Here is a 19407-nt window from a genome sequence, read left to right on the forward strand (position 1 = left end):
ATTCTTCCAATGCCGGTAAGAATTCCCGCAGAAGGAACACTGTCAGGATAAACACCTTCCGCGGCGAGCGGTGAAAATTCTAAGAATGTGGTTCCCGGATCGATGAGAGCGTTGATTCGTTCTCTTGCGGTGAACTTCCCTCTTCCCTTATGTCTTTGAATCGCCTTTTCACCGCCGCCCAATTCGATTCTACGAATGAGGCCGCGGACCGATTCTACCTTTTGTTTTAGATCTTCAAAATTCTCTTTATACTCCGATGAGGACGTACGTATTTTGGATTCTATAATTTCCATAGAGAACCCTCCGGATTTTTATTTTTTTACTTTTGATTCGTATAGGATACGGATGAGTTCCGTTTCGGATAACGTGAGTTCCCGATTTCTTCTCGCCATGATCTTTCGAGCGTCTCTTAAGAATAAATCGAGAATATAAGGTTGTCCCGATTCTGCCCAAGTAAACGGAGAAACATATCCACTCACTCGAGAAGCTACGACGTTCGATCCGAAATCCACGACGGTTCCGGTGTTCAACATCACTCCGATCGCGATCTTAGAATAGTCGGCGATCACGGATCCGAACTTGATCGAACCGGTGATACATTCGTCGTCCTCTTCCCGAATTTTGACAACCCCATAGTTGTTTTTCAAATCGGAAGTGGTCGCAAGAGCGCCGATGTTTACCCAACTTCCTAAAACGGAATGTCCTAAGAATCCTTCGTGATGTTTATTCGTAAAATCGCCTATGAGAGAGGTTCCTACCTCGCCTCCGATTCTACAAGTGGCGCCGATGCTCGTCGCTCCGGTAATTCTCGCGTTATCAATCTGAGAATTGGGGCCGATGTAAACCGGACCTTCTAGGAAAGAAAACGAAGTAATCTTCGCGTCTTTATCAACGACGATCGGTCCTGAAGTCGTATCAAAAACCACTCCGGGATAAATTGTCGCGGACGGATGAATGTGAAGATGTTTGGATTTTCCGACGACTTGAAAGTGATTCGATTTTACTTTGATTTTCCGAATCCATTTCTGAATTTCTTTGCTAAGTTCGAGATCGGATTCTATATTCTTCGCTGTGCCGTCGATCAGATTCCAAGGAAGGCAAGAATCCGGCGATAGAACCAAGTCCACCTCCTTCCCGTCGTAAGGAAGGAGTTTAGAATTTCTTTCCAAAAACGCCTGTTGAAAGGCAGGATTCGAATGAATGTAAAATACCTTTGCATCCGAATAGAGTTCTTTCGTTCTCTGAATGGTATTCAGAATACCGTTTCGAATCTCCGAGAATGATCGAATCCGAGTAAGAGATCGTAAACCCGCGGGAACTTCTCTTTCATCGATGAGAATTCTCTGGATCTTCGGCATCTTCTTACTCGACGGTTACGGACTTGGCAAGGTTTCTCGGTTGATCTGGAGGACAACCTCTTGAAATCGCGGAATAGTATGCGAGCAATTGAAGAGGGATCACGTTTAAGATCGGACTTAAAATTTCGGAACATTCCGGAATCTCAAAGCAATAATCCGAAAGAGCCTTCGCTTCGTGATCGCCTTCCGTAACGATCGAAATGATGATCCCTTTTCTTGCTTTGATTTCTTGAATATTGGAAACCATCTTCGTATAAATTTCGGATTTTGTCGCGATACAAACCACCGGAACCTCGTTCGTGATCAACGCGATCGGACCGTGTTTGAATTCTCCGCCCGCGTAACCGGATGCGTGGATATAGGAAATTTCCTTTAGCTTTAACGCGCCTTCCATCGCAATCGGATGATTGTAAGTTCTTCCTAAAAAGATAAAATCCTTCGCCGTGGTAAAGTGAGAAGACATCTCTTCGATCTTGTTTGCTTGCGCGAGAATCCGATCGATCTTCGCGGGAAGAAGACGAATCTCTTCGATGAGAGTTTTCTTTTCTTCGTCGCTGATCAGCCACTTCAAATTCGCCATGTAAATGGAGAACAAAAGCAGATTCAGAACCTGAGCTGTGAACGCTTTCGTACTCGCGACTCCGATCTCCGGTCCCGCGTCGGTTCGAATGTAAGAATCCGATTCTCTTGCAATCGTAGAATTCACGTTGTTCACAAGAGAAATCACTTTGATAAATTTTGCTTTCGCCTCGTGAATGGAAGCTAACGTGTCAGCGGTTTCACCCGACTGGGAAATTCCCATGATGAGTGTGTCGCCTTCCACGACCGGATTTCTATAACGAAATTCGGAGGAAGCTTCGGTGTCAGTTTGGATCTTTGCGAAATTTTCGAGATAGTGTTTGCCGATCATTCCAGCGTAATAACTGGTTCCTGCGGCTTGGATGATGATACGATTGACTCTGGAAAGAACGTCTTTGTTGAGTTTGATTTCCGGAAAAACAATTTCACCGTTATCTAATATACGTTCTTGAATGACCTTACGAAAGATCCCTGCTTGTTCGTGAATCTCCTTGATCATATAATGAGGATAACCGCCTTTATCGAGGTCTTCCCAGCGCAGTTCCTGTTTTTTGAAAACCGGAGTGAGTTCCTTTCCTGAAAAATCAAAAAGTTTAAATTCCTTTTGATTAAAATAACCCCATTCACCCGAATTTACGTAATAGACTTCTTCACAGTTTCTGGTAAGCGGAGAAATATCGGAAGCCAAGAAGAATTCATCCTTACCCTTACCGATCAGAAGAGGAGCTCCATCCTGTCCGAAATAAACACGATCCGGTTCCGTTTCAAAAACGGTCGAAATCGCCCATTTCCCATGAATTTTGCCGAACAGTTCAAGGAAAGAATCCTTATTGGATTTGCCGCTTTTCTTGCCTTCTTCTAATAAATGAGGAAGAACTTCCGTATCCGTTAAACTTTGAAAAACGTGTCCTTTCTTTTTGAGTTCGTTTTTGAGTTCTAAATAATTTTCGATGATTCCGTTATGCACAACCGCGATCGTAGAATTCGTATCCGTATGCGGGTGAGCGTTGATCTGGTTCGGTTCTCCGTGGGTAGCCCAACGAGTATGACCGATTCCGACATTTCCAGGAGCTGGAAACTCTCTGAGGTGAGCCTCGAGATCCTTAATCTTTCCTTTCGCTTTTCTGACCAGGATGTCTCCCTGATCTAAGACCGCAATCCCGGCCGAGTCGTATCCTCTGTATTCTAGGCAGATCAGACCGACGACAAGTACTGATTCCGCATTCTTACTACCGGCATAACCGACAATTCCACACATATCAGGCATTCTCCATAAGTCTTCCCGCACGGTCCAGCAGAGAATTGAGGTCTTTTTTGGTTCGAGCCTCGCCTATCACTCGGATAATCGGTTCCGTGTTCGAAGGTCGGATATGAATCCAAGAATCTTCCGAAGCAAGACGCAAACCGTCCAAAGTCTCTTCGGAATAAGAGGAAAACTCTCCTCTGAATTTGGAATAGATATCTTGCAGATTCTTTCCGGCGATTTTAAAGCTGGTCTTCTGCATATGAATCGAAGGCATTTCTTCCAAGAGAGAATCGATCTTCTTTCCCGTCGCCGCCATCACGTTTAGGATATGCGCGATTCCCGAAAGAGAATCTCTTCCAAAGGAAGCGATCTCAGGATCGATCACTCCGCCGTTTCCCTCTCCGCCAAACACGGATTTGTGGCGAAGCATATCGGAAACAACGTTGGCTTCTCCCACCTTAGAACGAGTCACGGGAACGCCATAATTACCGGCTACAAATTCGTTGATAAAGCTCGTCGAGAGATTGACGACCATGTTTGCTTTCTTTGGAAACTTGCCCAATGTAAGAGAAAGAAAACTCAAAGGAAGAGTGTATTCTTCCGAGATCGCACCTTTTTTAGGCGTGAGAACAACCAAACGATCCGCATCCGGATCCAAAGCAAAACCGATATCGGCTCCCGAAGATTTCATCTTTCGAGAAGTTAGTTTGAGTGCTTCCGGTGTCGGCTCGGGTGGTCTAGGAAATGTTCCATCGGGACTACAGTGCATAAGAATCGGCTTACAACCGAGTCTTTCCAAAAGTTCGGGAACAAGAAAACTCCCCGCTCCACTGACCGCGTCCACGAGAACCTTGTATTTTTTCTTACGAATTGCGTTTACGTTCACCCGTTTGAGAACGGATTCAATGTGTTTTTCACACCATTCTTTTCCGGAAACGATTTTAGAAGAAGGTTTGTACTGAATTGGTCTGTAAGAATGATTGCGAACCGTATCTAAAATCTGCTCCAGAGCCCCCGCATCGGTAAAGAATCCGCCGGGACCGATAAATTTAAAAGCATTCCAGATGATCGGATTGTGAGAAGCGCTGATCATGATCCCGCCCCCCGCTTTCGAAAGATTGACCACAGCCTTAACCGTCGGAGTAGGAACGATTCCCAATTGTAGGACGTCCTTCCCCATTGCTTGCATCAATCCAAGTGCGATATTTTCAATATAAGGACCGGAAGGTCGAGAATCTCTTCCAATGACGATCTTAGATCCTTCGATCCAGGTGCCGAAAGCGCGAAGAGCGTCAAAAATAACTTCAGGAGAAAGGCCGGTTGGAATGATCCCGCGAATCCCCGAAACAGAAACCATCAGGTCAGGGTGATTGAATACGGGAGATTTAGTATTCATAGAGATTGGGGTGTTTTCCGGAAGAAAACTATTTGGGCGATGACAGGATCGAACTGCCGACATCCTGCTTGTAAGGCAGGCGCTCTACCAGCTGAGCTAATCGCCCTCTATAATTCCGTTTTTTATGCTGTAGCAGAAACCGCATTCAGGCGTTTTGCCATTCTGCTTTTTTTTCTGTCTGCGTTTTTGAAGTGAATCAGGTTTGTTTTTGCAGCTTTGTCCAGAAGAGAGGTATACTCTACATATAGAGCGGTCGCCGCGTTCTGGTCTTTATCTTTAATGGCTTTCAGAACTTTCTTTGCTTGCGTTCTGAGCCTGGATCGATTCTGAGAATTCGCCGCATTTCTACGTTTTGTTCTCCGAATGTCCTTTTCTGAAGACTTAATATTAGCCAAGGCTTAATACTTCCTATCGAATAAGTGATTCCAGGTTTTCTGTACCCTCCCCTCTGTCAAATGAATTCCTGGAAAATTCCGTACTTCCGACCTCTTTTTCCCATCCGAACGAAATCCCTCAGGAACCGTTTAGACAGAGGTATAAAAATGCGACAAAATCGGATTGGAAAGATTTTTCTTTCGATTTATTTGGATCCTGACTTTTTTTCCCGTCTTCAAAAAGAAGACATCGATCTTTCGGAACTTGCAGAACTGGGAATTCGGTTTTTGCAGGATTTTGAGGATTCGGGGAGGTGTTTTTTGACGATGGAACGAGAGAAAGTCTCTGCCTCTTTTATAATTCGAGAAAGTTCTTATTTACAAATCTTTGAGTATTGCCTGAATAGATCCCGTTCGATCTATTCAGTAATGGAAGAAATTCTACAAAATACATATTTGGAATTTTACTTACAACCGGTTCCGATTTCAAATTCATTCGTTTGTGAGAAATCTTTTCCCGAAAAAAAAGTAAGAAACTTCGAGGACGGATCTTTATGAACAAAAGATCGGAATACATCGTCGTCGATTCCATATCATCCGTGGATCCGAACGCACTTTCCTTAGACCAGCTCGATCAGAAATTTATTGATAAACAGGGAAATCGATTCGCTCTCAGATTCAATCGTAGCACGAGAAGGGCTGAGTTTGTCAGAATCACTCTCGAATCTCCGGCAAAAGGAGCGACTCAGATTCACAAACCATCTTCTACTCCGATTCCGAAAAGACAAGGTTCAAAACCGTTAACTCCGGGTTCGGCAAAAATCACTCTTCAAGAAATCATTGCGAAAACGCAACAGCAACAATCTTCGTTCAGAATTCCAAAGCCGAACGAATCTCAGACGATCAACGAAGGCGCCGTTCAACAGAGTATTTTCCAAGAACCCGCTTGGGATCAAACAAAGGCTAAGGACAATACAACTCTCGATTTGGGAAGAATGGATCTGAATATCATGGAACATTCTTCCCCATCCGTTTCTTCTTTCAAGGAATCCAAGGATTCTTCGTTTAAGATCGATTTCGGCTCTTCTTCTCCCGGAGAAACAAACATCGTCGAAAAAAGGATTTCCGATTTGACTAAGATCAAGGAAAGAATTCATTCCGTTCTAAACAATCTTCAGAATTCTAAAATTTTTGAAATCACCGGTGATCCTTCCGAAAACAAGAACATCATCGGAAATCTAAATCGCGAATTCGATATTGAATTCTTTCAGAAACTGGACAAAATTCTAAACTACCACAAAGAACTGACGACGTATCCAAGATCCGTCAATTACTACACCGCGAAATATGAATCCTCCAGAAAACAACTTCTCCAATCCAAAACTTTGGACAGCGAAAAACTCAAATTGGTGACTCTCTGGGAAATGCAAGAAATGATGCTGGGCCTGATTCAAAAATTGAAAAAAATGGTTCTCAACACTTTGAACGTTTTGAATACAAAAAACGACAATCATATTAAACAACTTGCCTACAACCAGCAGCAGATGTTCCGAGATTCGAGAACTGCGCTCCTGTATTGTTCCGAAGATATATCTTCTTTGCTTATTTCCTTGGAGAGATGGGTCGATACTGAATAGGAGCAATCTCCTATGGAACCTTTACAAAGCGCCGAAATCAAAGCCGTTCTGGAAAAACTCAGAGCGGAATATTCCGAAAATTCCAAAAAGAATCCGAAGGCCTTCGATCTGAAAGCCTTCGAGTCCAGATTGATGATGATTCTCCAACAAAAAGGGAATCTGACTCAATTTTTAAAGGAAGAAATCCAATTCTTAGAAACCCTAAAAGCAAAATACAAAGAACTGGAAGATAAAAAGCAAGCCGCCAAAGGGGACACGATCAATAAGATCCTGGAAGAACAAGAAGCCAGACTCAAAAAATACCAGAGAATCGATTTTCACCCGCTCGCAAAACCGGAAATCAGATATTTTTACGGAGCGATCCTTTCCTTTGCAGAAACCGAACTTCCGGCGTTGATTTATATTTTTAAAGGTACTCCCGAGTTTTCAGTGTTTAAAGACGCGATTACAATCATCGAAAGAATGGGGATCAGCCGTAGAGGTTTGCCTTCCAACCGGATCAACGAACACGTGAAGGCGCTCCTGGACGCGAATGGCAATCAAAGTGCAATGGAAAAAGACGGACAGAATATTCTGAAAGAAACCTGTCTCGCTCTCAAAGGGATCCTCACTTCTATCCATGAATGTATGGATAAAAAACGTGTTTCGGAAACACTCTCGATCAAAATCGATGAGAAAGAATTTCCGAAAGCCGCAGAATCGTATCAGAATTTGGTTTTCGGGATCGCTCTTGAAAAAATAATTGTAAGAGCTGAAACGATTATCCGGGATTTCCGGATGGCTGAGATCACCGGTCTGGGGTAAATATGAAAGTTTCCATCGTCATTCCTTGTTATAACGAAAAAAATACGATTCGCAATATTCTGGAAACGGTCAAAAAAGTTCCGATCAAAAATAAGGAAATCATTATCGTCGACGATTGTTCCAAGGATGGAACCAGAGATCTTTTACAAACCGCTCCTTTTAAAAAGTTAGCGGATCAGATCCTCTTTCACGAAGTCAATCAGGGAAAGGGCGCCGCGCTTCGGACCGGATTCAAAGCGGCAACCGGAGATATCGTGATCGTTCAAGACGCCGACTTGGAATACGATCCGTTTGAAATTCCGGAAGTGATCGATCCGATTTACAAGGGTAAGGCGGACGTCGTTTTTGGTAGTCGATTCTTAGGTGGAAGACCTCACAGAGTCGTGTATTATTGGCATCGCCTGGGAAACATGGTTCTCACCACTCTTTCCAATATGTTCACCAATATCAATCTCACCGATATGGAAACCTGTTACAAGGCATTCCGAAGAGAAATCATTCAGTCGATCGACATCAAAGAAAACCGTTTTGGGTTTGAGCCGGAGATTACCGCAAAGGTCGCAAAGATTCCAGACGTTCGAATTTTTGAAGTAGGAATTTCCTATTATGGAAGAACCTACGCGGAAGGCAAAAAAATCGGTTGGAAAGACGGTTTCAGAGCAATCTATTGTATTCTTCGTTATAACCTTTTTAAATGAGAATTACAGTTTAGAATTCCATTCGTTTTCCAGGTCGCGAGTTTTTCGAAAGGACTTTTGCTCGGAGTTCCGACCTCAAAAGGCTCCGAGAAGCCTCTAATTTCAATTTCCCAATTTTAAAATCTATTTTTGGAGATCGAAAATCACTTCGAGAAAGAGTTTTTTCTCCGGAGTTCCGACCTTTTTTGAGCCAAAGCCTTAGCACAAAAATCTCTCATCGATATTGTGCTTTCAAAAGACGTAAGATCCAAATCCGAAACGGCACTCCCAATGATTTCGTTTGTCGGAAAAAGAATTCATTGCAATCGTTCAGCCCGATTCAAAACCACTTGAAAACTCATTTTAGAATTTTCCTTCCTGAATTTAGAGATCGAAGAAAAAAAACTTTGTTGATTCTTAAAACGAATCGCTCTTATAAAAAAATGAGGGGAGACACATCGAATCTCGATTTGGATGTCGGAATTACATTCTAATTTTATAAAATATTAACCCAACTCCGCGAAGAAGTATTCAAAAAAACTATTTCATGAAACCGGAAGTTGTCTCCGGATAAATCTGGGAAGCCAAGATAAAAATAAAAACGCTCACCGCGATTCCCATGGAAGCAAGTAAAACGTCCTTTCCCACTTTACGAAATGTTTCCAGATACGGTAAATCCCGGAATGTCATAAAGTTAAGAATGATCTCTCTACCGGCGAGCATTCCTAAAAAAACCCAGGTCGTCGACATCGGCATCTTACTCCATTCATGAAAGACGATCAAAATCGTTCCGTAAACGAGATCGACGATCGTCGCAGCCTTGGACCATTGAATGTCCGATTTTTCAGTTACGATTTCCTGGATGGTTCCGCCGTTCGTATAAAGAATAATTCCAAGAGCGACGATGAGCATGGAGATCGCGAGCGCGAATTCTAAGATAGAAAGGTGTCTCGGAAGATAGATTACGATATTAGCCGCGTCTTGACGAAGCCAAGCGATCCAAAGATAAATCGTGGAGGCCCATTGAAACAAAGCCCATCGTTTTTCACTTCTCGGATCGGGAACATGATCTTCCTTGTATTCTTTTGGATCCACCTTTACGAGAATTCCCCAAACAAGAATCGCAACCCCGAACGCGATCCCGTAACCGAAAAAGGATTTGGTCAGCATCTTTTCGATATTGCTTCCGCCGAAAAGACCCAAGATCAAAAACGTAGTCGAGATGGGAGATTTCAGTCGAGTGATGATGACTAGGATAAGAGGAGCGAGAAGTTGAATCAGATTGAATTCTCTGACTTCGGGAAAACTTTCCAATCTTCCGAAATGAACTTGGGAATCGTGAAAGACCCAAGCGCCTAAAAAAATGATGGCGATCGTTCCGCCTAAGACTGCAAGTTTTGGAATCCAATGAACGGTTCTTTTGCTTTCTATAAAAGTTCCAACCGTTTGTACCGCATCATTTCCGGCGACCGAGAATGCGCTGATAAAAAAAGCGACCCAACCTAAATAGTAAGACGGGGATCCAAGTTTATAAGCCGTGACCATTAAGATTCCGGCAATCGCCACCAAGGAATAGAATCGAATTTGATCCCGTTTAGTCGGATGCTGAAAATCTATTTCATTTTGTTTCATCGGAAAGATATCTTCAGGCAGACGCCTAAAAAGATACTAATAAAACGCCGGAACTCCCGTCAAGGGTGTTCCGGGTCAGTCTGAGAAAGAGCTTTTTAATCGAGAAAACGTTTTCCGTATTTGGATTCGATGTCACGAACATCAAAGAGGATAAAGAAATCGATGGTTTTAAAAACCTTGTCCCAAGAAGGAATTCCGCAGATGAGAGAACCCACACGAACGTATCCTTTGATCAAAGCGGGAATCGTCTTTTGAACCGACTTCATATCTTCCACAACATAGTTCGGGTCAAAGCCTGGAATTTCAAAACCGGGAAGAGGTTTTACGTCGAATTCTTTTCCGGCGAGCGCGTTTTTGTCCTTTAAATACGCGTAAGCTTCGTTCGCGGATTGAGCGTCTGTTTGGTGAATCGACCCGCATCCGAAGAGATAACGCACGTCATGCTTCTTCATATACATTCCTAAACCCGCCCAGAGCATAGAAATAACGGACCCGTCTCTATAATCGGGATGAACACAACTTCTACCGATTTCTGCGGTTTCCGCGTCCAACTCATAAATTTTAGTGATATCAAATTCGTTATCGGAATAAAAACCTATATTCTTCTTAGCCACACTTCTGCGAAGAATTCGGTAGGTACCGACGATCTTATCTTCGCGGTTTTTATCCACAACGATCAGGTGATCGCAGAAGAGATCGTATTCGTCTCTATCCTTGCGTGTCGCCGCAGATTGTGGAAGACCTTCCCCCAATTCGAGGTTAAAAACTTCGTAACGAAGCGCTAAGGTTCTCTCGATCTCCAATTGGTTTTCGGCGATGCGAACTTCCAATTTTCGTTCTGTTTTGATTTTGTTATCTACGAAACCTGTTCCCATAGAAGTATCCTTCGGTTTTAGATTGTCCCCTATCATATTCGTTCTCGTTACGGACAGATTACATAGGAAATAAATTCCGATGACTCAAAAGTGATAAAAATGAGAATTCGATTTTTAGGCAATTTCAATGAATTCCTATAAAAAAATAAGAAAATTATAATTTCCGGAACTTTTATCTTTCACGTTTCAAAACGATTTCCTACAAAATTTTCAGATTCAAAATCGGATCTGCCTTGAGAATGAGGTTTTTAAGGAATTCTAAAATGATAAAAAAAGAAAGGAATTGAAACCAGAAAAGAAACGTCCAAGAAGAATTTTCGAATTGGGAAGATCCGTCCTCTAAGATTGAAAAGAAGGTTGATTCAAGAATTTCCGGATTCGGATTTTGAAACATCGACCTTTGATTTTAAAAAAAATTCTCGAATTGGAAAAATAAAAGAAGAATCAAAAGCGTTTTTTCATTCTTAAATGCGAATCGAGAGTAAGAGATAAAATTTGAAAATCAAGAAGCCATCTGAACTCGAGATTGAATGTAAGACTCGATCCAATATTTTGCCTTTGCATCCAAGGAACTAAATTCAACCCCGAAGAGCGAGGCTTTGGGAGCGGCGACCTTTCGTTTTACCTTTCCCGAAAGTTTGAGGGGGTTCCGACCGGGAAGCGTGAGAATCATTTGAATGGGAGAATTCAAGTCACAACCTTCGAATAGATGAGGCACTTCCACGGCAACCCCGCCGATGCTGATATCCTTTGCATTGAGAATTTCCAAAAAGTTAAGACCCATCAATTGAACTTCAATGACCTCGTTTACTGCCGGACAAACTCTTGGAAATTTTCTGTGATCCATACTGACTCTCGCTTCCATTTATGAATTCGACGAAGTCAGATTTTGAAATCAACAGTTTTGAATTACAAGTTTTTTTTGAAGCTTTTTATAAAACGAAATTCATTAGAAAACGAGAAAAGGGCAAGAGAAAGGTAGAAACGGTTCGTTCTTTTCAAAGGATTCATAACAATGAATCAATAAAGAATCAAAAATAATCCCAAAGGACTATGCAAATTTTCTAAAGCCGGTCCATACTTTTTTCGAAGAGCAAAATTGCTGTTGTTCCGACCTTTCTTCCATTCACAGTTGCCTCCCAAAAGAATAATAAAAAAGTATAGATCAAAGCGCTCTTTCCTTGAAACGACAAACGTTTTTGTTCGAGAGCCTAAAGATTCCCCATTCTAATTTTGAAATTCAAAAAGTATCCTCGGATTTGGAGAAAAATTTTTGGAAAAAAACCGATCAAGATTCCACAATACTGAGTTTGATAGAATCCAAAATTTTACCGACTTTTTTATCGAACTTTTTGTTGAAGACAAACGGATTCAAAGTTTTCTCCAAAAATAGAATCATCTCAACGGCTTTCCACTGAACGATCGTCTTATGGTCTTGGATCTTGCCGGAATGAAGATACGTGGAAATACCACGAATCGATTCGTTTTTAAAATCTCTTCTCAAAGCGAGAAAAAGTGCCTGCGCCTCCGGAGTGAGAAAATGAAATTTTTTCGAAAATAAAACCGCGTCGTGAAAGTATTCGGGACGAATCACCGCTCCGTTTAATCGAAGCGAAAGAATCAAAAAACCTATAAAATCGGAGATCTGGTGAAAAACCCCCAGCCCGGGAACGTCCTGGCCCGGATACAACCTATGTTTATCGTTTGTCGGCGATTTCGGATGACGTGTCTGCAACCAGTTGATGATTAAATATTTTTCTTTAAAGAAGTAGTCGTTGATCTCCAATCTATATTCTTGAATACTCAATCGAAGGTGGAGAAGAATTTCTTTCTCCGAAATCAAAACAAGTCTTTGAAAATCCTGCCCCATTCCGGAAATTTCAAGTTGAACCTTATCGTATCCTTTTTTGTGAATTTCGGGAAGGATTCCGGTTATATCCAATAATTCTAATATACTTTCGCTCGTTAAGGAATGAAAAAGAATTCCTTCTTGAAAAGAAGAAGTGGGATCGTCGATAGCGGCGGATAAAAATTCATCGTAAACAAAATCAAAAAATCTGGGATTATTATAACTCGATTTAGCCATGAAAAGAATAGAAGATCGATCGAAATTGATCCCTTTTTTCCTGTTTCTATCAAGATCTTTTATAACCTCTTTTTTTCAAGGAGAATCCCTTTAGACCAAAAGAATGATTCTCTTTCTTACGAATGAAAGAGCGGTTTTCATTCTAAAATCGCTTGCAACACCTCATCTGCAGCTTCCACTTGAGGATAGTGTCCTATGTCCTTCAATTCAACGATATCGGCTTTCGGTGATAATTCTTTGTAACGCTCCACCAAATGTGCCCCGCTCACGGGATCGGCCATTCCGTTGATCATCCGAATCGGAATCGGGGAATTAAGAATGGCTCCCACCCATCGTTCTCGATTGATTTTTCTTTCCTCAATGTATCGAATCAAAAGATGAGCGATTTTAGTTCCTCCATCGGAAGAAACCAAATTCCAAAACCGATCCAATTCTTCTTGAGAAGGTTTACTCTTTGTTCCGAAGACCGCGGAAAAACTTTTTTGAAAGGACTTCCGATTCATAAGCCGAGATAGAATCCATCCGATAGGACTGTGTAAAAGTTTTTGAATGAGACGCGGCCGATGTGATTCGGGAAAAATTCCACCGTTGAGTAAGATCATTCGTTTGATTTTGAGTCCTTTTTTGCCGTTTTTTTTTCTGTCTACAAATCTCGCCAACAATTCCTGAGCGATCGTATCCCCCAAATCATGTGCGAGAATAACGACCTCTTCGATTCCTCTTTCGGATAACAACGATTCTATGATATCGGCCTGTAAAAATATGCTATATTCGATCGATGGTTTGGAAGAAAATCCGAATCCCAGTAAATCCGAGGCGATCAATCTGTATTTTTTTGTAAGGGGCTTCCATATTTTTTCCCAATCATAAGACGCCGTCGGAAAGCCGTGGATCAGCAAAAGACGTTCGCCTTCCCCTTCCTCTTTAAAAAAGATCTTCCAATTTTGATACGAATAAAAAGAACCGGACTGTTTCCATTCTTGAAGCGTCATATAACACCTGTTTTGTTAGCGACTATTGTATATCGATTGAATCTGTGAAGCCGAAAGTGCGACGGGATAATATATTCTCAACTCGTCCATCGATCCAACATAAAGTTGACTCGCGTCTCTTCTAAATCTTCCTATGTTTGCGTCCGCAGAATTTGCTCCAGCAGTAGGAGTGGATACGATATTTCCAGTTTGAACCGGCACCGAGTCAAGATATAAGGTTACATTTGGATTGGAACCTGGATCATAAACGCAGGCTACGTGATGCCATCCGCTCGAAATCGAACCCGCCCAAGCGACGGCTTCCGAAACCGCCGACTCTCTCCAAGATCCCACACGAAGTCCGGAGTTGCTCGCAGAGAAATCAAAGATCACATTCGGGTTTGCGTCGTTGTTTTGAGATTTATCGAAAATCGTTCCGAGATTCCCCGTATCCGGTCGAACCCATGAGCTGATGGAAATCGCCTGAGCTCCCGAAAAGTGAAAGTTTTGAGGCGTGGAATCCGGAATCGTAATATATTCAAAAGTTGGAGAGGCCCCGTACCCGAGTCGAATGGCGTTGCCGCGTATTCCCGTTACGAACGGAGAACCGAAGTTCCCGCTCACAAAACCGCGATTCCCGTTGCCGGAAGAATCGGCGAAGGTTAGAGTTTCGAATTGTGAAAACAAAGACATACCGGGAGGATTGTTTACCCCCGTTCCTTGTAAGTTTATACTGATGGGAGAAAAACCTCCTCCCGGTTGTAATGTAAGAATGGCCGCCTTTGTTCCCAAGGAAGAACTGCTGAAATAAAGCTCTGTCGTGACCGAAGCTCCATTCGCAATGGTTCCGTTAGGCGAGCCAGTTAGAATAAAATCCGAAGCATTCGTTCCGGAGATCGTAATAAAATTCGTTGAAGGTATTTCAAACGTATTTCCAGAAGAATTCGTGATCGTGATCGCAACATTCGGAGATCTGAATCCGTTTAGAACGGATTGGAAATTATAAGTGGATCCGCTCGTTACATCGGTCTGATTGACGGACAATCCCATAGGACCAGAGGAAACGCTCGGACGAGCCAATCCTAACAAAGAAAACTCCGGCGCCGAAGGCGACTCTAAAGCGTATTGACAGAATGTAAGCGCTGATAAGGAGAATGAGAGGACCACATGGAGTCGAATCGACAATAACATTTTCAATTTCATAAGTTTCACATAAGATTTCAAGATCGGAAACGTTCTGCCGAATTTTTCGGATCTTAAAAATGAAACTAAGATCGAAAGTAGAACGACCCAAATTGTGAAACGAATTTTATAAAAAAAGAAACAAAAAGACAATCATTATATGACTCGAATTCCGTTTTTTAGATTCTTTTCCGTGAAAATCGTATCTTTGAGTATACGGTTCGAATGATCCAGCAGTTTCCATTCTCAATCTAGAATCGGAAGGAGTCAAGGGTTGAATCGCTCCCTTCTCATCTTAGATTTTCTGATGAAATTTTCAATGCGGCGAAAGTAAAACTACATCCGCCTTTTCGAGAATGGCGCAGATTACGACAAAACAATTCTTTCCGATCCCGATCCTTATCTTAAGGCCCAAACGACTTCACCTGGGATCCTATACGAATCCAAAGAACCAATCAGCCAACTTTTCTAAAACGAAGTAGTAGATTCTATTCTCAGAGCGAAATACTGAGGGATCCGAGAATAAAAGAAATCAATACTCCCGGGAGTGAATCCTCCTATTTTTCGAATCTTTTGAAACTGAATAGAATGGATTTAAATTCGAAAACGATCAAGCAGGGTTCGATCGCTCTTGATTCTGCAAAAGACCCGAGATAGGATTTGATTTCGTCGAATTCATTTTTTTTGAAGTCTTACTTTATAAAATTTGCAGAAGTCTTTTTTTAAATTCGTCTCGATCTTTTCCCAGGGGAAGTTTTCCGAACCCAGCTTTCATATTATCCTTCAAATGTGAGAGTTTTGAAGTTGCGGGAATCACGCAGGTGATCGCGTTGTGGGAAAGAATGAACTTTAAAAAAGCCTGTCCGAAGGATTCGCAACCCCATTCTTTGAAAAAATCCGAAAGAATTTTTCCGCGAGTTCTTCGGAAAAGTTCACCTTCCTCAAAAGGGCGATTAACCAAAACCGCGATACCGTTTGATTCGGCAAAGGGCAGAATTCTTTCTTCCGCGTCCCGAGTTACAATCGAATACGGAATCTGCAGAAAATTGATACGCTCCGATTTTGCAATTCTTTCCATTTCGGAAAAGGCAGAGGTTAAGTAATGAGTCAAACCGATATAACGGATTTTTCCTTTTTCTTGGAAAGAATATAAAGTTTTGAGGTGAGTCTGAGTATCGAGTAAATTATGAATTTGGAATAGATCAATTGTGTCGGCCTTTAATTTTTGAAACGAGGAAAGAATCTGCGCTTTTCCGGCGCTTTCTCCTCTCGTCCAGACTTTGGTCGCATAAAATATTCTTTTTCTATATTCTTCCGGCAAAGCAGTCGCTAAAATTCCGACCGTCTCTTCGGATCTTCCATACATGGGAGAAGAATCCACGACCGTTCCACCTTGGTTCAGAAATTCTTTCCAAACATCTCGTAAACTTTCGAGTTCGGGAGAATTACGGGAAATATCCATCGTCTGCCAAGTTCCTAATCCGATCGCCGGAAGTTTTTCTCCGGTTCCGGGAACAATTCTATGCAGCATATTGAGACCTTCTTTCGCGAATAATTCAAAACAATCTTTTTGAAATCCTATACCCGCAATCGTCGCACCGAAACGTTTTAAGAATTGAATCCGTGAGATTGAGTTCATCACAAAGCTCTTTCCTTTCAAATTAAAAGAAAGAAAAGGAACCGTCGAGTGAAAATTTTAGCCGGACTTTTAGGATTGATCGATCCAGGCTTTCGGCGGTTAAATTCAACTTTCATGATATTCTTATTTAGGAAGATATTTCCTTTCCTTTTGTTAGAAGGATTTAGATTTCCTGTTGTTTTACCATACTTCCAAATTCTACGTTTCTTAGGACCGTTTTCAAACGATTCGAATCGGAATCTTCAAAAAAAACCTTTAACCCATCGCATTGGAACCGGATTTCGACTTGGAGCCACCTTTTATTCTTTTCTTCGATTGAATTGCGTAGTCCTTCCTTCAGAGAACGACAATCAATTTGCGAGATTCAAAACGATCGTTCGTATTGAAAAAAAAAGGAAACTCCTTCTTTGAATTCGTTTCTTGAAGAATACGGACGAATTCTCGAGTTCCATTCCCGGAAACAAAATCCATTCATTCTATTCCATTCTTCTTTGAAACGAACCCGGGAAAAATGATTTTTCCAAAATACAATTGAAATCGTCGATTCACTTCGTATTTTTTTATCCGAATCCGATAAGAGATAGCAGGTTGAGAATACAAACAAAGATAGAATCAACAATCTCGATTCTATCGAATCATTTTTTTTAAAAAGAAATCGATGAAGTGCTCATCTCTGCACGCAGTAAAAGCTCAAAGAGTAATCGCAGGCGTAAGATCCGCCGTTATCGATATAACCCGCCGCAATGGTAGTATCTGCCACCAAACCGTAATTAGGCGCCCCGGTTCCCACAGTCCAAGAGGAACAAGTGTTATTCGTATAAGGCGTCCAGGGAGGACCCTTGGAAATTCCGGTATAAACTACGATCGAGCCTCCGCTTACGCTATTCTCGAATGTCGCCGGCAACTCAGCGTTTCCATTGGTGACGCCGATTCTCAAATTGGAATTTTCGATGGAATAATAGGATGTGTTCGGATAAAGTATCCAGTTCGTAGTCAAATTTCTAGTTCCGTTTTCGACCATTATCAATGCCTTATACGTGGATCCGGACGAGACGCCGGGAGCGTTTCTTGTGGCCGCATCGGAAGCGCATCGAGCATCCGCTCCTGCAACTCCGCCAAAATTTCCGCCGCTCGGGCTAGCGGTGGATAAAAACAAAGCACAACCGGAGCCGGTAGTCGAGCAGGGCGCAACACCTGGATTGGTTGCGTTCGAAATGACACCCTCGTTCGCAATTACACTGCCCCCTGAAAGGAGTAATAAAAAAGAACTACTCTGATCGGAATCTTTTGATTCCGATTTAGCAACGGTCGTCATAACAGGCCATACCGTGCAGGAGAATACAAAGAAAGGAAGTAATAAGAATACGAAATAGAATTTTCGCATTCCGATTCTCTTTTCACGGAAATTGAATTTCCAAATTGTAAATTTACTCTTTTGAATCATTGAAAATTACCAAACCATTTAAGTTAGACCGTTATCCTTATTTACAGTTCAGACCGCCCGTTTCTGCAAAAACTAAGGAAATTATTTATTGTTTCGAATTCGCATTTATGAAATAAAACATCAAACGAATCGGAATCACTCGGTGAAAGCTCCTCACTCCCCGCACTAGCTAAAATGACCCTTTATAGAATTCGAAAGTCGGATTCTTTTTGATCCCTTGAGGAATCTATCCGTATTTTAGCGCCGTTATCCTCCGAATGGATTTCGATTTTGGTAAAACCTGGATTGTTCTATTTTTTGCGAATATATTCTATTTTTCTAATTTTATCCTTTGGAATGTCCTGAACCTCCCCTTTTCTCTCCATCCGAATCGTATTCGCGGTTTGATTCACTATGTTTCCGTTGAGAATACTTCCGTTTCTAAAAATAATTCTCGTTGTATAATTCTCCGTCGAATCATCCTCCGCTTCGATTCTCTTTTTGGAAAGGTCGTCGTCCTTTCCTTTTAAAACTTGAATTTCAATTCTTCGATTGAGCGAAGAAGCCCTTTCATCCAAACTTCGGATCATCGGCTTTTTGGATCCAAGACCTTTGATTTCCATTCTGGGAGAATCGATCCCTTTCGAGATCAAAAACATTTTCGTTGCGGATGCTCTTTCCAGGGAAAGGGCGTCGTTTCTTTTTTGATTTCCGTTGAGATCCGTATGACCTAAAATTAATATTCTTAGATTTGAATTTTCTTTTAAATATTTGGAAAATTCATCCAGAATGATATGCGACTCGTTTAGAATCTGATCCGAGTTCGAATTAAAATGGACTCCTTTTAAAATCATTGAACCCGATTTTTGAATCGACGTAAAATCCAGCTTCGGACGAAAACATTCCACCTCCACACTTCTGGTGTCATAGATTCCGCCTAGAAATATATGGATCACAAAGTCGGAAATACTTCTGAAAATTCTAAAATTCTCGATTCCCTCCGAACATTCTGCTTTCGAATGACTTCCTTCGAAATATCCGAGAATGTAACTTCTTGAGGTGGACTTGACACCCTTGATCGATTCTCCCAAACGCGGGGATTTGGAAGGAATTACGACGGTCTGGTGACAATTCAAAATCAAGGAAAAGAATCCGACGTAGACTCCCCATAAGAGAAAGTAGTTTCCGTTTTTTTGGTTTATTCTTATCATCATCTCAATAACAAAAAATTTCTAATGAACGAGGGGAATAGATTCCTAACGTCATTTGTTCGAATACTATGTTCATAAAAGAAGAGTATTGATGAATTTCTTTGATTCCCCTTTCCGGACAGATGTTTGCTTCCTCGTATTCAATCTTACGAGGAAGCAAACCCATCAAATAATAGTTTTGTTTCAGCAGAATCCGTTCCTTTTTCGATTCCGCTGCCTTTTTCTGATTTACGATCGGAGAAAGTTCAACTCTTGCGTGTTGGCAAAAATAAAAGAAGAAGGTAAATAATATCATAATTATATAATGTAATTTCAAG

19 protein-coding genes and 1 tRNA gene are annotated in these 19407 nt (G+C 41.7%); 4 read left to right on the plus strand and 16 right to left on the minus strand.

Translation table 11 applies throughout. The features are described 5' to 3' along the window. From JWG45_RS02085 to rpsT, 6 genes are all read right to left on the minus strand, one after another. Positions 1-293: carboxyl transferase domain-containing protein (locus tag JWG45_RS02085; RefSeq protein WP_332476224.1), on the minus strand; the 293-nt coding region annotated here is incomplete at its 3' end. Between the two features lie 18 nt (positions 294-311). Then, on the minus strand, positions 312-1358 hold the full coding sequence (locus JWG45_RS02090; RefSeq protein ID WP_205278136.1) for a GlmU family protein: 1047 nt from the start codon (positions 1356-1358) through the stop codon (positions 312-314). A gap of 4 nt (positions 1359-1362) precedes the next feature. Continuing rightward, positions 1363-3195 (minus strand): glutamine--fructose-6-phosphate transaminase (isomerizing), encoded by a 1833-nt coding sequence (gene glmS, locus JWG45_RS02095; protein ID WP_118966661.1) that lies wholly within the window; start codon positions 3193-3195, stop codon positions 1363-1365. 1 nt (position 3196) lies between these two features. Further along, positions 3197-4579, minus strand: coding sequence for a phosphoglucosamine mutase (gene glmM, locus JWG45_RS02100; protein WP_205278137.1), 1383 nt, complete (start codon positions 4577-4579; stop codon positions 3197-3199). Between the two features lie 33 nt (positions 4580-4612). After that, a tRNA-Val gene (locus JWG45_RS02105) sits at positions 4613-4685 on the minus strand. A 16-nt stretch (positions 4686-4701) separates the two neighbouring features. Continuing rightward, on the minus strand, positions 4702-4974 hold the full coding sequence (rpsT, locus tag JWG45_RS02110) for a 30S ribosomal protein S20 (protein WP_205278138.1): 273 nt from the start codon (positions 4972-4974) through the stop codon (positions 4702-4704). Positions 4975-5121: 147 nt separating this feature from the next. On the opposite strand from rpsT, the gene JWG45_RS22075 reads away from it, so the two are divergent. The 4 genes from JWG45_RS22075 to JWG45_RS02125 are packed head-to-tail and all read left to right on the plus strand — an operon-like array spanning position 5122 to position 8092. Then, a complete protein-coding gene (locus tag JWG45_RS22075; RefSeq protein WP_232380470.1) occupies positions 5122-5511 on the plus strand; it encodes a hypothetical protein in 390 nt (129 codons plus the stop codon). Then, on the plus strand, positions 5508-6590 hold the full coding sequence (locus JWG45_RS02115; protein ID WP_205278139.1) for an LIC_10450 family protein: 1083 nt from the start codon (positions 5508-5510) through the stop codon (positions 6588-6590). Before JWG45_RS22075 ends, JWG45_RS02115 begins: the two co-directional genes overlap by 4 nt. A gap of 12 nt (positions 6591-6602) precedes the next feature. Beyond that, complete coding sequence (locus JWG45_RS02120; RefSeq protein ID WP_205278140.1) at positions 6603-7394, plus strand: hypothetical protein; 792 nt, start codon at positions 6603-6605, stop codon at positions 7392-7394. A 2-nt stretch (positions 7395-7396) separates the two neighbouring features. Then, positions 7397-8092 (plus strand): glycosyltransferase family 2 protein, encoded by a 696-nt coding sequence (locus tag JWG45_RS02125; RefSeq protein ID WP_205278141.1) that lies wholly within the window; start codon positions 7397-7399, stop codon positions 8090-8092. A gap of 519 nt (positions 8093-8611) precedes the next feature. Here the strand turns inward: JWG45_RS02125 and JWG45_RS02130 are convergent. The 10 genes from JWG45_RS02130 to JWG45_RS02175 form a co-directional block, all read right to left on the minus strand. Further along, positions 8612-9703, minus strand: a complete 1092-nt coding sequence (locus tag JWG45_RS02130; RefSeq protein ID WP_205278142.1) for a hypothetical protein — start codon at positions 9701-9703, stop codon at positions 8612-8614. Positions 9704-9798: 95 nt separating this feature from the next. Continuing rightward, entirely contained in the window at positions 9799-10578 is a 780-nt protein-coding gene (locus JWG45_RS02135; protein WP_205278161.1) for a GNAT family N-acetyltransferase, read from the minus strand. A gap of 502 nt (positions 10579-11080) precedes the next feature. Beyond that, positions 11081-11425, minus strand: coding sequence for a PilZ domain-containing protein (locus JWG45_RS02140; RefSeq protein WP_205278143.1), 345 nt, complete (start codon positions 11423-11425; stop codon positions 11081-11083). A gap of 441 nt (positions 11426-11866) precedes the next feature. Continuing rightward, positions 11867-12664, minus strand: coding sequence for a histone deacetylase (locus tag JWG45_RS02145; protein ID WP_205278144.1), 798 nt, complete (start codon positions 12662-12664; stop codon positions 11867-11869). Positions 12665-12801: 137 nt separating this feature from the next. Then, positions 12802-13656 carry an alpha/beta fold hydrolase gene (locus tag JWG45_RS02150; RefSeq protein ID WP_205278145.1) on the minus strand — a complete coding sequence of 285 codons (855 nt, stop codon included), beginning with the start codon at positions 13654-13656 and terminating at the stop codon, positions 12802-12804. Positions 13657-13671: 15 nt separating this feature from the next. After that, entirely contained in the window at positions 13672-14838 is a 1167-nt protein-coding gene (locus JWG45_RS02155) for a LamG-like jellyroll fold domain-containing protein (RefSeq protein ID WP_205278146.1), read from the minus strand. Between the two features lie 676 nt (positions 14839-15514). Next, the gene (locus JWG45_RS02160) at positions 15515-16456 is read right to left on the minus strand and encodes an aldo/keto reductase (RefSeq protein ID WP_205278147.1); all 942 of its coding nucleotides are present in this window, start codon (positions 16454-16456) and stop codon (positions 15515-15517) included. A gap of 667 nt (positions 16457-17123) precedes the next feature. Beyond that, a complete protein-coding gene (locus JWG45_RS02165) occupies positions 17124-17840 on the minus strand; it encodes a DUF1554 domain-containing protein (RefSeq protein ID WP_205278148.1) in 717 nt (238 codons plus the stop codon). A gap of 350 nt (positions 17841-18190) precedes the next feature. Further along, positions 18191-19093 (minus strand): OmpA family protein, encoded by a 903-nt coding sequence (locus tag JWG45_RS02170; protein WP_205278149.1) that lies wholly within the window; start codon positions 19091-19093, stop codon positions 18191-18193. Between the two features lies 1 nt (position 19094). Then, on the minus strand, positions 19095-19406 hold the full coding sequence (locus tag JWG45_RS02175) for a Bor/Iss family lipoprotein (protein WP_205278150.1): 312 nt from the start codon (positions 19404-19406) through the stop codon (positions 19095-19097). Position 19407 lies beyond the last annotated feature (1 nt).

The sequence above is a fragment of the Leptospira ainlahdjerensis genome (assembly GCF_016919175.1).
GTDB classification, from domain to species: domain Bacteria; phylum Spirochaetota; class Leptospiria; order Leptospirales; family Leptospiraceae; genus Leptospira; species Leptospira ainlahdjerensis.